We start from the raw sequence: 13,511 nt of genomic DNA on the forward strand, positions 1-13,511 counted from the left end.
CCCTTCCGCCCGGGAGCGAGGGCCTCCTTCGGGCCGCCTCGCGGCACCACCGGCGCGCGCGGCGCGGTCATGGATTCGCCGCGGATCCGCGGAGGTGCTGGGGGAGGCGCGAGGGGGGCGCGAGGGAAGGGAATGCGGAGGCACACGGCCGTGTTCCAGTAGCCAGAAGTTCATCATTCAACTAATCTGGTGGCAGCACCGGCTCCGAGGAGGACCTGTCATGCCTGCCGTAACCGTCGAGAACCCGCTCACCCTGCCTCGTGTCGGCGCGCCCGCCGACGCCGCGGCACGGCCCGTGCTGGCCGTGACCACCGCGCCCAGCGGGTTCGAAGGGGAGGGCTTCCCGGTGCGCCGCGCGTTCGCCGGCATCAACTACCGCTACCTCGACCCGTTCATCATGATGGACCAGATGGGCGAGGTGGAGTACCAGCCCGGGGAGCCGAAGGGGACCCCGTGGCACCCGCACCGCGGCTTCGAGACCGTCACGTACATCCTGGACGGGATCTTCGACCACCAGGACAGCCAGGGCGGCGGCGGCACCATCACCAACGGCGACACCCAGTGGATGACCGCGGGCTCGGGCCTCCTCCACATCGAGGCGCCGCCCGAGCACCTCGTCGTCTCCGGCGGCCTCTTCCACGGCCTGCAGCTGTGGGTGAACCTGCCGGCCAAGGACAAGATGATGGCCCCCCGCTACCAGGACATCCGCGGCGGCAACGTCCAGCTGCTCGCCTCCCAGGACGGCGGCGCGCTGCTGCGCGTCATCGCCGGTGAGCTCGACGGCCACCAGGGGCCGGGCATCACCCACACCCCGATCACCATGATCCACGCCACGCTGGCGCCGGGCGCGGAGATCACCCTGCCCTGGCGGGAGGACTTCAACGGTCTCGCGTACGTCCTGGCGGGCAAGGGTACGGCCGGTGCAGAACGCCGTCCGGTCCACCTGGGCCAGACCGCGGTCTTCGGCGCCGGGTCCTCGCTCACCCTCCGGGCGGACGAGAAGCAGGACTCCCACACCCCCGACCTGGAGGTCGTCCTCCTGGGCGGGCAGCCGATCCGTGAGCCGATGGCCCACTACGGCCCGTTCGTCATGAACACCAGGGAAGAGCTCCAGCAGGCCTTCGACGACTTCCAGAAGGGCCGGCTGGGCACCATCCCGGCCGTGCACGGCATGAAGCCCGGCGGCCCGCAGGCCGGCTGACGCCGGCTCACCCCTCCGGGGCCCGCCCACGGGCGGGCCCCGACCGGGCATGGTGCGGTGGGGGCGTGCACACGCTGCTGCCCGAGCCCGTCCGGCGCCTCGCCGCCTGGTGCGCCGTCGCGCTGCTCGTGACCGGCGTCGCGGCCGTCGGCGTATGGCTGTGCGTCACCTTCAGGACCGCCGTCACGCCGGTCCTGCTCGCCCTGCTCGGTACGGCACTCCTCGGACCGCTGTACCGGCGGCTCCTCGCCATGAAGGTCAACCGCTCGCTCGCCGCCGGACTGACCTGCGCCGCCGTCCTCGTCGTGGTCGGCGGAGTGACGTACGTGATCGTCAAGGCCCTCATGGACACCGGCGACCAGATCGTCACCTCACTGCGCCGTGCGGCGACCGACCTCACCCGGCACCTGGGCGCCGCCGGCACCTCGCTGGACGACCTCGCCGCCAACGCCAGGGAACTGCTGGGCAAGTTCGGCGGCACGGCGGCGTCCGGCGTCATCAGCGGGCTGAGCGTCGTCGGCGAGGTGATCGCCATGGCGGTCCTCGCGCTGCTGCTCGTCTTCTTCTTCCTGCGCGACTCCGCCCGCGCCGTGCCCACCCTGCGCTCCCTCGTGCCGCACGACAGCGCCGACCACGCCGAAGCCATGGCGCGCCGCGCCTTCGGCGCCGTGGAGGGCTTCATGCGCGGCACCACGTTCATCGCGCTGATCGACGCCGTCCTCATCACCGCCGGGCTGCTGATCCTGCGCGTCCCCGGCGCCGTCGGACTCGGCGCGCTCGTCTTCGTCGGCGCGTACCTCCCCTACCTCGGCGCCTTCCTCTCGGGCACGGTGGCGATCCTCGTGGCGCTCGCCGAGCGCGGGTGGGTGATCGCGCTGTGGGCCGTCGGCGTCGTCCTCGCCGTACAGCTCCTCGAAGGGCACGTGCTCCAGCCCATGGTCCAGTCCCGCACGGTCCAGATGCACCCGGCCGCCGTGATGCTCTCCATCACCGCCGGGGCGTCCGTCGCGGGCATCCTCGGCATGCTGCTGGCGGTGCCGCTCACGGCCGCCGCGTTCGGGGTCCTCGGCGAGCTGCGCAGGCGTTACGCGACCGGCGTGTCGGCGCCGTCGTAGGCGCCGCCGCCGCCGGGCCCGTCCGTCCCGCCGGGCCCGTCCGTCCCGGTGGTCCCGGTGGTCCTGTCGGGCCCGTCCGTCCCGGTGGTCCCGGTGGCGGTGGTCCTGNCGGGCCCGTCCGTCCNGGTGGTCCCGGTGGTCCCGGTGGTCCTGTCGGGCCCCTACGTCCCGTCGGCCCCGTCAGCCCCGGTGGTCCCGGTGGCACCGAGCGCGTCAGGAGCCGCGCCCGCGTCGGCGGCCCCGTCCGCGCCCGCCTCCTCGTACAGCTCGAACCAGATCGACTTGCCCTCGCCCCGCGGGTCCACGCCCCACGCGTGCGCCAGCACCTCCATCAGGACCAGGCCGCGTCCCGACGAAGCCATCTCGCCCGGGCGGCGCCGGTGCGGCAGCTCGTCGCTGGCGTCCGCCACCTCCACGCGCAGCCGGCGCGTCCCGTGCTCGCCGGTCGCCTCGGCGACGAGCAGGGCGTTGCCGTCGGTGTGCACGAGCACGTTCGTGAGCATCTCGGAGACCATCAGGACCGCCGCGTCGACCTGCTCCTCGTCCGCCCAGTCGTGCAGCAGCTCCCGCAGCTGATGCCGGGCCGCCGCGATCCGCTCCGGCTCCGCCTGCGCGACGGTCAGCGCCGTGCGGCGGGCCACCCGCCGCTGCGCCACGCCGCCCGTCCGGGACAGCAGCAGCACCGCTATGTCGTCCTCGCGCCGGTCGGCGAACGGCCCGGTCGTGTGGTGCGAACCCGGCCCGTGGACCGCCTGCACCAGACTGTCGGCCAGCACCTCCAGCGGATCGGTGGACACGTGCTGCTCCAGCAGCTTGCGGATCCGGGCCCAGCCGGACTCCAGGTCGTGTCCGCCGGTCTCCAGCAGCCCGTCCGTGCAGATCATCAGCGTCTCGCCGGGCTCCAGCGTGAACCGTGTCGTCGGGTAGTCGGTGTCCGGGACGATGCCGAGCGGCAGCCCGCCGGCGGTCGGCCGCAGCACCACCGTGCCGTCGGCCATCCGGATCGCCGGGTCCGGGTGCCCCGCCCGCGCGATGTCCACCGAGCCCGTCGCCGGGTCGACCTCCAGGTACAGGCAGGTCGCGAAGCGCCCCCCGTGGTCGCCGTGGTCGCCCGCGGCCCCGTCCGTGATGCCGTACAGGAAGCGGGACGCCCGCGACAGCACCGCGTCCGGGCGGTGGCCCTCGGAGGCGTACGCACGCAGGGCGATCCGCAGCTGCCCCATCAGCCCGGCCGCCCGTACGTCGTGCCCCTGCACATCGCCGATGACCAGGGCGATGCGCCCGCCGGGGAGCTGGATCATGTCGTACCAGTCGCCGCCGACCTGGAGGCCGCCGCCCGTCGGCACGTACCGCGCGGCCACTTCCATGCCCGGGATCGCCGGGCCGAGGACCGGCATCATCGTGCGCTGCAGCCCCAGTGACAGCTCGCGCTCCGACTCCGCCACCCCCGCCCGGGCCAGCGCCTGCGCCAGCATCCGGGCCACGGTCGACAGCACGGACCGTTCGTCCGGCGTGAAGGCGACCGTGTGCTTGAAGGCCGCCATCCAGGCGCCCATCGTGCGCCCGGCGACGATGAGGGGCAGGAACGCCCACGACTCCCTGCCGAAACGCTGCGCCAGGGGCCAGGTCGCCGGGAAGCGGGTGCGGTACTCCTCCGGCGACGGCAGGTAGATCGCCCGGCCGGTCCGTACGACCTCGGCCGCCGGGTAGTCCGTGTCCAGCGGCATGTCCGTGAAGGGGCCGTCGTCGCCCGGGTCGTGCCCGTGGTGCCCGATGATCGTCAGCCGGTCCCCCGCGACGCCGAACACGGCGAGGCCGTCCGGTGAGAACCCCGGCATCGACAGCGACGCGGCCACCCGCAGCACCTCCGCCGTCGACCGCGCCTCCGCCAGCGCCCGCCCCGCGTCCAGCAGGAACGCCTCCCGCGAGCGGCGCCAGTCACCGGTGACGGGCGTGCGCGCGGCGGTGCCGGGCTGCGGTTCGGCCACCTCCTGGATCATGCCGACGAGCTGGTAATCGGTACCGTCGATGAAGGGCTTGGAGCGGCTGCGCACCGTACGGATCACCCGGCCGCTCCCGTCCATGATCCGCAGCCGCGCCTCGGCGAGGGTGCCCTCGGCGACGGCGAGGTTCACGATCCCGTCGATCTCGTTCCAGTCGACCGGGTGGAAGCGGGACCGCACGGCCGCCTCCGACAGCTCCACCGGCTCGGCGGGCAGGCCGAGCAGCCGGGCCGCCTCCGCGTCGAGCGTGACGATCCCGGTCGCGTTGTCCCAGCGCCACACGCCGGTCGCGATGGCGGCCAGGACGTCCTCGGTACGCATTGCCCCACTCTAGGAAGACGAGCCGACCCGTCGCCACCGTTCGATCTTGGAACCCCGCCGTGACACGGCCGGTACCCTTGACGGGTCGAGTTGTACCCCTATCCCGAAGACTGGATGAACGACGATGCATCGGTACAGGTCCCACACCTGCGGCGAGCTCCGCGCCTCTGACGTCGGCACCGACGTCCGGCTGAGCGGCTGGCTGCACAATCGGCGCGACCTGGGCGGCATCCTCTTCATCGATCTGCGCGACCACTACGGCATCACGCAGCTGGTCGCCCGGCCCGGCACCGCCGCGTACGAGGCGCTGGACAAGCAGACCAAGGAGTCCGTGGTACGCGTCGACGGCAAGGTCGTCTCGCGCGGAGCGGAGAACATCAACGCCGACCTGCCGACCGGTGAGGTCGAGGTCGAGGTCTCCGACGTCGAGGTCCTCGGCGCGTCCGCCCCGCTGCCGTTCACGATCAACACGGACGACGGCGTCAACGAGGAGCGCCGCCTGGAGTACCGCTTCCTCGACCTGCGCCGCGAGCGCATGCACCGCAACATCATGCTGCGCACCGCGGTCATCTCCGCCATGCGCCAGAAGATGACGGCGCTCGGCTTCAACGAGATGGCGACCCCGATCCTCACCGCGACCTCGCCCGAGGGCGCGCGCGACTTCGTCGTCCCGTCCCGCCTGAACCCCGGCAAGTTCTACGCGCTGCCGCAGGCGCCGCAGCAGTTCAAGCAGCTGCTGATGATCTCGGGCTTCGACCGGTACTTCCAGATCGCGCCCTGCTTCCGCGACGAGGACGCCCGCGCCGACCGCTCGCCGGGCGAGTTCTACCAGCTCGACATCGAGATGAGCTTCGTCGAGCAGGAGGACGTCTTCCAGCCGGTCGAGAAGCTCATGACCGAGCTGTTCGAGGAGTTCGGCGGCGGCCGCCACGTCACCTCGCCGTTCCCGCGGATCCCGTTCCGCGAGGCGATGTTGAAGTACGGCTCCGACAAGCCGGACCTGCGCGCGCGGCTGGAGCTCGTCGACATCACGGACGTGTTCGCCGACTCCGGGTTCAAGGCGTTCGCGGGCAAGCACGTGCGGGCGCTGCCGGTCCCGGACGTGGCCGACCAGACCCGTAAGTTCTTCGACTCCCTCGGCGACTTCGCCGTCGAGCACGGCGCCAAGGGCCTGGCCTGGATCCGCGTCGGCGAGGACATGGCCCTCACCGGTCCGATCGCCAAGTTCCTCACCGAGGACGACGTCACGACGCTGGTGGAGCGCCTCGGCCTCAAGCCGGGCCACGCGGTGTTCTTCGGCGCCGGCGAGTTCGACGAGGTCTCCAAGATCATGGGCGCGGTCCGCGTCGAGGCCGCCAAGCGGGCCGGCCACTTCGAGGAGAACGTCTTCCGCTTCTGCTGGATCGTCGACTTCCCGATGTACGAGAAGGACGAGGAGACCGGCCGGATCGACTTCTCGCACAACCCCTTCTCGATGCCGCAGGGCGGCCTGGAGGCCCTGGAGACCCAGGACCCGCTGGACATCCTGGGCTGGCAGTACGACATCGTGTGCAACGGCGTCGAGCTGTCCTCCGGCGCGATCCGGAACCACGAGCCGGACATCATGTTCAAGGCGTTCGAGATCGCGGGCTACGACCGCGAGACGGTCGAGCGCGAGTTCACCGGCATGCTCAAGGCCTTCCAGTACGGCGCCCCGCCGCACGGCGGCATCGCCCCGGGCGTGGACCGCATCGTCATGCTCCTCGCGGACGAGCCGAACATCCGCGAGACGATCGCCTTCCCGCTGAACGGCAACGCCCAGGACCTGATGATGGGCGCCCCGACGGAGCTGGACGAGGCCCGCCTGCGCGAGCTGAACATCCAGCTGCGCAAGCCGGTGGCGAAGGAGAAGCCGTCCGACGCCCGCCCGGTGACGGACGCGGTGCACCCGGACGCGGCGCGGTAGGCACGCGCACGGAGTGTCCGAAGGCCCGGGATCCTCGGATCCCGGGCTTCTTCGTTCCCGGGTCACGGTCCTGAAGCGCATGGCCCGCAGGTGCCTGGCTCAGGGCCGCGGAAGGCGCGGTCGCAGGTGTCGCAGTTCTGGAGCGGATGCCGGACGGCCGCGGGTGCTTCCGGGGCGCGGAAGGGCGGCAGGGGCGGGAGCAGGGCGGCGAGGCGGTGGGCCAGGAGGGCGGCCGGGCGGTGCAGCGGCTCCGGTGGCAGGCCGGTGGTCAGAGCGCGCTGGACGGCCTCGGGTGTGAGGTCGCGTTCGAGCCAGGCGGCGACGCCCGGGACGAGATGCTCGGCGTCCGTGGCGGAGAGCAGGAGGCGGGGATCCTCGCGGCGGAGGCCGGAGAGCACCCCCAGGGCGGTCCGGAGCAGGTCGGGGGCGGGGTACGCGGGCCGCGGTACGGCGGGCAGCGCGCGGCGGCGGGCCTGCTCGTCGGCGCTCCGCCGGGGCCGGGGCTTCGGCGCCTCGGTGGCGCTGGACCGGCCGGGCTGGTTGCAGGAGACCGTGCGGGTGACGATCCTGCCCCCATCGGTGCGCATGCGGGTGCGACGCAGATAGCCGTGGGCCTCCAGCTCGCGCAGGGCGCCCGCGATCCGGGTCTTTCCTTCGGGGAAGCGGCCGGTGAGGGTGCCGATGTCGACCTGGGCGCCGCCGGGGAGCGACTGGATGTGGACGGCCAGGCCGATCGCGAGGAGCGACAGTTCGGCGTGCTGGGCGAGGTGGTTGCCGATCACCGTGAAGCGGCTGGTGTGACGGGAGTTGTCGTGGATGACGCCGCCGCAGTGCGTGGCCTTGCGGGCTCGCCGGGAGGGGTGGTTTTTCCCGTCGCTACGGGACTGGGCGTGCGCGCGCACGCTAGTGTTTTGGGTATCCATCGGGAAGCCCTTAACTTCCTCGGTGGTCAGGCCCTCGCCTTGGGATTCGCACTCCCGGCGGGGGCCGACGCATGTCAGTGGTGATGTGGTGTGTCGCGCTGAGCGTAGATCAAGCAACCCGCCCCAAAGATAGCCAAGTTGCCATTTTTCACCCGAGTGAGTGAGCGGCTCATCGAACGGGAGGAGGGGTGGGGTTTGGTGAGGTTCTTTCCCTCTCTTCGTTCCTGGGGGAGACCGGCGGCCCCACCGGAGTCCACGATCCCGGACTCCGGTGACTGAGCCGTTCTCGCACATCAGAGGGGCGTGAGGTCGACTTCCGCCCAGACGGTCTTCTGGGGGGCGGGGCCGAGCCCGACGCCCCAGCGGTCGGCGAGCGCCTCGACGAGGAGCAGCCCGCGGCCGGAGTCCCCGTCGGGCGACGGCAGCCGCCGGCGCGGCAGAGCGTCGGCCCGGGTGTCCGTGACCTCGATCCGCAGGGCGTCCTCGTGGACGAGCAGTACGAGCCGGAAGTCACGGCCGGCCACGCGGCCGTGCGTGGCGGCGTTGGCCGTGAGCTCCGCGACAAGCTGCACGGCGGCCTCGGTCACGCGATGCGGCAGTTCCTCCCTGGTGCGCATCCACTCGGCGGCGAGCAGCCGGGCGAGCCGCGCACCGCGTGGTGTGGGGGACAGCAGCACGCGGAAGTGGGCGGAGGGCGAGAGGAGTTGAGCGACGTCGATCTGGTTCACGTCACTGAGCGTGGCCACCTTCGCCTACCGTGAACAGTGACAAGGTCGATACGTAGGGTGACTGTCCGGAGCTTGTCCACTGCTGTCCGGGCTGTCCGAATCCGCCCGTGGGGTAGGGACGTCGCGGCACGAGAGCGCGGACAGAGGGGTGCGGGTATGTCGGTGGACGGCGAGACCGGGGTGCGGCTCAGGAGCGAGGCGGACGAGCCGGGTTGGGAGGTGGACCCGGACGACGACTGGGGCGTGGCCGTCATCGCCACGGTGGGCCGGCAGGTGAAGCTGCGGAGGGAGGCGGTGGGGATGCGCGCCGCCGACTTCGGTGTGGCCGTCGGCTACGGCGAGGACCTCATCTACAAGATCGAGGCCGGAAAGCGGATCCCCCGGCCCGAGTTCCTGGACAAGGCGGACGAGGTCCTGGGGGCGGGTGGTCTGCTCTCGGCCATGAAGGAGGACGTGGCGAAGGTCCGGTACCCGAAGAAGGTGCGGGAGTTGGCGAAGCTGGAGGCGCGGGCGGTCGAGTTCCAGCTGTACGACCCGCTGAACATTCACGGCCTGTTGCAGACACCGGAGTACGCACGCGGGCTGCTGCTCATGCGAAGGCCCGCGTACTCGCAGGACGAGGTGGAGCGGATGGTGGCCGGTCGTGTCGCCCGTAAGTCCGTTTTCGAGCGGGACCCTGTACCCGAACTCGGCTTCGTCCTGGAGGAGTGGACGCTTCGGCGTCCTCTGGGCGGAAGGGCGCTGCTGCGTGCCCAGCTCGGACACCTGCTGGAGGTGGCAGGGCTGAGGAACGTCGAGCTTCAGGTGATGCCGATGAGCCGCGAGGAGCATGCCGGACTGGCAGGCGGTATCGAGGTGCTGAAGTTCGGCGACGGGTCGGCCGTCGGGCGCTCACCTGCCGTGGCCAACGGCCGACCCGTGACCGAGCGGAAACAGCTCCATATCCTGGAGTTGCGCTACGGCATCATCCGGGCCCAGGCTCTCACTCCCCGTGAGTCGACAGCCTTCATCGAGCAACTGCTGGGAGAGACATGATCCGCAACACCTCGGCCGGGGACGCCTCCGGACTGGCGTGGTTCAAGAGCAGCTACAGCAGCAGCAGCGAGGGCGACTCGTGCGTCGAGGTCGCCACTTCCCCGGGCACGGTCCACGTCCGCGACTCCAAGTGCCTCGGCGGCCCCCAGCTCGCGCTCACCCCGACCGCCTGGGCGGGCTTCGTGTCGTACGCGTCGGGCAACTGACGGCACCGACCGCACGTGCCACACCCGGTCCGCTGCCGCTCGACCAGGTCCGGGTTTGCCAGGAGCGCCCGGGATATCCGGATCCCGGGCCCGTCGCACCGACGACCCCGAACTCCTTGATCGGGCGGACGCCCCGCTGGTCGCCCTGGCCGCCGCCGGTCATTCTCCCCCTGGCCCTCGCTTCGTTTCCCGGACGAGGCTTCGGATCCTCTCCCGCAGCTCACTGTCCGTCAGGTTACCGGGCTCTCTGAGTTCAGGGTCGGGCGTGTAGTCCTAAAGCACCATGAACACTCGATCGAGAAGATCGGTCAAGTGCCCGCTTGCCCGTTCACCCTGAGAATATGCGGACCTCCGGGCTTCCCACCATCCGTCCGCGAATTCCGCCGCGGTGCATGTGCCCTGAGTAAAGCTGGTAAGGAGCGACATAAGGCGAGCTGAAGCAGTTCCCGGTGTGACATCGCCGGGGCGGGACCACGCTCTGTGGACAGACGGGTAGGTTGTGGCGATCCTCTGGAGATATGGCCAATGCCTCTCCAACGCCCGTGCGTAGCGCCCGAAGCTAGCCCGGGCCGCATCGATTCCTTCAGGCACTGCGGCGGTCAGGAACACCTCAGTCCCGGCAATCAGCGTGTATCCCGGTGCGGGAAACAGCACGGCTCCTTGCAGGTCCGGGGTGTACAGAATCGCAGGAGGCGTAGTACCAGCGAGGCCGGTCTCGGTGGGTCGACGCGGTACTGCCCTGGCCGAGGTGCCGTGGGTGACGGCCGTAGGCGGGGCGTCGAGAATGTGCTGCGTGCCCACAGCCCGGCACCCTGCTTCGATGCGGCGAATCATGGCGGCGTCCAGGTGGGTGCTTGCGGGGACAGGGGCCACGCTCTTGCCGGACAGCCATGCCTGCGCGAAGACTCCGTCCGGTCCGAGCAACAGGCTTTGCTGCTCGAGCCGGCTGTCATGGGGAGGTGGTGTCACCACAAGAACCCCTTATGAATGATTCCGTCGAGCTGCACTCGGCGCCCTCCACGGAGACGATCCCCAGTCGGGGTACGGGTTCGGCGTCGGCGTGCATGCGGTCAGTCCCTCGCATCGAGGATGTGCGCGAACGTCCTGAAGCGCTGCTTGATCGCCGCAGGAGTGGTCGAGGAGGGCATCAGGACACCAGGGAGATACGCCACGCGCCACATGCGGAAGACGTCCCGGACGGCAGTCGCGTGACCGAGTCCGACCAGGGCGGCCGCGATGTCGATGACCGCGACGATGAGCGGCACGAGGTCTTCCGGGTCACGGTGAGGGATTCTCTGCGCGGCCGCTCCCACGAGTGCGTGCATGAGGTTCACCAGTTGGATGTCGGCTCCGGCGCGGAGCATTCTCCGTACGCTCTCGGGCTGTTCGAGGAGTGGTGAGTACGCTTCGACGCCACCGGACCACAGCAGCAGTGAGGCCGCGGTGATGGCGTGATCGCGATGCCAGCCCAGGTCATCGACGATGCGCATCGTTTCGGGCGGAAAGCCCCCGATATCCCGCACGGCCGCCAGGATCCGGTTCAACTCGTCGCGATGACGGGCGGTGAAGTCACTCACCGAGATGGTCGACAGCGGCCGGCCACCGCCCGCGTCGACGACCGATCCGATTTCCACGATGCCGCCCAGCGGGCCGAAGACTTCCCGCCCGAGCCTTTCGGTTTTCCCGCGCCCTTTCGTCACTCCATATGCTTACCGGATCAGGCCGTGACCGTCGTGCCCGCTTCGGTGAGCGAGGGGTAGTCGGTGTAGCCGGTCTCGCCGCCCTCGTACATCCAGCCGTTGTCGCGCAGCGGGTTGAGCGGTGCGCCGGTCCGCAGCCGTTGGACCAGGTCGGGGTTGGCCATGAAGGCCCGGCCGAGCGCGATCAGGTCGGCACCGGCGGCCAGCAGCCGCTCGCCCGCCTGCCTGCCACCATCGGCGGGCAGCGGACCACCCCATCCCAGGGCCGGGTTTGCGACCAGTGTGCCGGTCCACCTCTTGCGGATCTCCTGCCACAGCGGGTCATCGGGGTCGGCGAACACGGTGTGCAGGTAGGCGAGACGGTCATCGGCGAGAGCGTCGACGAGCGCCGGATAGAGCTGCTTCGTCTCGCCCTCCTCAATGCCGTTGATGGTGTTTCCGGGAGAGATGCGCAGGCCGACCCGCTCGGGTCCGATGGCCGCGGCGACCGCCCGCACCACCTCGACGACGAACCGGATGCGGCCGGTGATCGAGCTGCCGTAGGCGTCGGTGCGGTGGTTGGTGTTCCGTGCCATGAACTGGTGCAGGAGGTGGCCGTTGGCGGCGTGCACCTCCACCCCGGCGAAGCCGGCATCGACGGCGTTGCGGGCGGCAGTGGCGAAGTCGGCCACGGTCGACCGGATGTCGGCGACGGTCATTTCCCGGGGCACGACGGCGTCCTTGCGCCCGCTCGGCGTGTGGATGGTTTCCGGGAGCGGGACGGGGGAGGGCGCCACCGGCACCAGACCGCTGTTGTCGGGGTGGCCGACCCGGCCGCCGTGCTGGAGCTGGAGGAACATCCGGCCGCCCGCGGCGTGGACCGCGCCGGTGACCAGCCGCCAGCCGGCCACCTGGGCGTCATCGTGGATCCCGGGGATGTTGGGGTACGTCTGCCCCACCGCGTTGGGCGTGGTCGCCTCGGCGATGATCAGTCCGGCGGAGGCGCGCTGCGCGTAGTACGTGGCCATGAGCGGCTGCGGGACGCCGTCGGCACCGGCGCGGTTGCGGGTCAACGGCGCCATGACGAGCCGGTTGGGCAGGCGCAGGGCACCGAGGCGGGCGGGCTGGAACAGGCGGGATTTCTCCGGTGCGTTTGTCATGCCGGTACGGTAGAAGTTGACATCAGTGTCAGGCTCAAGTCCTCGGACCGACAGGCGAGGTGTGTGATGCGGATCGGCGAACTGGCCCGGCGTACCGGAGTGAGCGAGCGGTCGCTGCGCTACTACGAGACACAGGGCCTGCTGACCGCCGAGCGCACCCCGGGCGGCCAGCGAATCTACGGCGACTGGGCCGTCGACCGGGTCATCCGTATCCAGGTTCTCTACGCGGCCGGCCTCCACAGCAGGAAGATCGCCCAGCTCCTCCCCTGTATGCGCGACACGGACGGCGGCCCCTCCGAGATCGCCACCGCGCGCCTGGTCGCCGACCTCACCACGGAACGGGACCGCATCGACCGCGTGATCACCGATCTGCTCCGCTCCCGCGAGGTCCTGGACGAGGTGATCACGGCGGCGTCGGGTGCGTCCGCCCCCACATCGCCTCTTCCGGCGCGTTAGCGCGCCACTTGGCGCCCCGGGGCCGGCAAGGCGGACGACGGCGCGGTGTACCGCGCCCTCACGGCCGGTCTTGGGAAACAACCGGATACCCGTGCAATACCGAGCTCAAGACGTCCCGCCTGCACAACCTATCCGCGCCAGCCCCGGTCAGCGTGACCTTGCCGGAGTGGACGGTATCCAGCTGGTCGGCCTGCCTGCCGTACCACTCGATGGAAGACAGTCGGAGTCTGGCGGTGGTCCTGGGGTGCTGGAACACCATGCCCAGCCGGGCTGTGCCTTCGATGCACCGAACCACACACACGGCGACGTCATCTGCTGCGCCGGCATGACCTGGGGTCAGGGACTCGATGAATTCGATGCTGAGAGTCGCCCCCTCGGCCCGGCTATCCAGCACGTCAGTGCGCCTCCTCGGCGAAGCGGGCGATCTGTTCCGCAGTAGGTTTGCTACGTCGTATTCATGGACGGGGTCGATGTCCCCGCTGCCAAGCAGCCCGCCGGCCATTCGGCTTCGCGGCAACGTTCCTGACGCGGATCCCGTCCACGGCAGTGCCTCCCGCCCTCCGGGAGGGGGTCGGTGCCAGTGTCCTTCCGGTGCTGGAGCGCAAGCGAAACCGCCGAATGTTCGGGATCTTTCCATAGAGCTTTACGAGGTCTCCGGCATTCGACAGCTTCAGATCATCGGTCGTAGCAGTAGTGCTGGGTTCTGTCTGGGGGAGGGCGGAGCGCGTGGTCCCAAGTC

General features: G+C 70.6%; 11 protein-coding genes. 6 read left to right on the forward strand and 5 right to left on the reverse strand.

The genetic code is table 11. The features are described 5' to 3' along the window. The first annotated feature begins 220 nt into the window (after nt 1-220). Nucleotides 221-1,201 (forward strand): pirin family protein, encoded by a 981-nt coding sequence (locus IH00_RS0110770; RefSeq protein WP_031072104.1) that lies wholly within the window; start codon nt 221-223, stop codon nt 1,199-1,201. 65 nt (nt 1,202-1,266) lie between these two features. Further along, entirely contained in the window at nt 1,267-2,316 is a 1,050-nt protein-coding gene (locus IH00_RS0110775; RefSeq protein ID WP_031072106.1) for an AI-2E family transporter, read from the forward strand. Nucleotides 2,317-2,477: 161 nt separating this feature from the next. Here IH00_RS0110775 and IH00_RS0110780 read toward each other — a convergent pair whose 3' ends face one another. After that, complete coding sequence (locus tag IH00_RS0110780) at nt 2,478-4,640, reverse strand: SpoIIE family protein phosphatase (RefSeq protein WP_052411309.1); 2,163 nt, start codon at nt 4,638-4,640, stop codon at nt 2,478-2,480. 124 nt (nt 4,641-4,764) lie between these two features. Between IH00_RS0110780 and aspS the strand changes: the two genes are divergently transcribed. Next, nucleotides 4,765-6,585, forward strand: coding sequence for an aspartate--tRNA ligase (aspS, locus tag IH00_RS0110785; RefSeq protein WP_031072110.1), 1,821 nt, complete (start codon nt 4,765-4,767; stop codon nt 6,583-6,585). Nucleotides 6,586-6,647: 62 nt separating this feature from the next. Here aspS and IH00_RS0110790 read toward each other — a convergent pair whose 3' ends face one another. Together IH00_RS0110790 and IH00_RS0110795 are read right to left on the reverse strand one after the other, a co-directional pair. Further along, nucleotides 6,648-7,508 (reverse strand): DNA-binding protein, encoded by an 861-nt coding sequence (locus IH00_RS0110790; RefSeq protein WP_031072112.1) that lies wholly within the window; start codon nt 7,506-7,508, stop codon nt 6,648-6,650. Between the two features lie 293 nt (nt 7,509-7,801). Continuing rightward, entirely contained in the window at nt 7,802-8,236 is a 435-nt protein-coding gene (locus IH00_RS0110795; protein ID WP_031072114.1) for an ATP-binding protein, read from the reverse strand. 156 nt (nt 8,237-8,392) lie between these two features. Here IH00_RS0110795 and IH00_RS0110800 point away from each other — a divergent pair, with 156 nt between their 5' ends. Further along, on the forward strand, nt 8,393-9,271 hold the full coding sequence (locus IH00_RS0110800) for a helix-turn-helix domain-containing protein (RefSeq protein WP_031072115.1): 879 nt from the start codon (nt 8,393-8,395) through the stop codon (nt 9,269-9,271). Continuing rightward, nucleotides 9,268-9,477 (forward strand): DUF397 domain-containing protein, encoded by a 210-nt coding sequence (locus IH00_RS0110805; protein ID WP_031072118.1) that lies wholly within the window; start codon nt 9,268-9,270, stop codon nt 9,475-9,477. The genes IH00_RS0110800 and IH00_RS0110805 overlap by 4 nt, the downstream gene beginning before the upstream one ends. Nucleotides 9,478-10,547: 1,070 nt before the next feature. On the opposite strand, the gene IH00_RS0110810 is transcribed toward IH00_RS0110805, so the two are convergent. Beyond that, a complete protein-coding gene (locus IH00_RS0110810) occupies nt 10,548-11,177 on the reverse strand; it encodes a hypothetical protein (RefSeq protein WP_031072119.1) in 630 nt (209 codons plus the stop codon). Between the two features lie 17 nt (nt 11,178-11,194). Then, on the reverse strand, nt 11,195-12,316 hold the full coding sequence (locus IH00_RS0110815; protein ID WP_031072121.1) for an alkene reductase: 1,122 nt from the start codon (nt 12,314-12,316) through the stop codon (nt 11,195-11,197). Nucleotides 12,317-12,382: 66 nt separating this feature from the next. Between IH00_RS0110815 and IH00_RS0110820 the strand changes: the two genes are divergently transcribed. Then, on the forward strand, nt 12,383-12,772 hold the full coding sequence (locus tag IH00_RS0110820; protein ID WP_031072122.1) for a MerR family transcriptional regulator: 390 nt from the start codon (nt 12,383-12,385) through the stop codon (nt 12,770-12,772). Nucleotides 12,773-13,511: the final 739 nt, after the last annotated feature.

Origin of the sequence: Streptomyces sp. NRRL S-118 (assembly GCF_000716335.1) — a bacterium.
GTDB lineage: Bacteria > Actinomycetota > Actinomycetes > Streptomycetales > Streptomycetaceae > Streptomyces.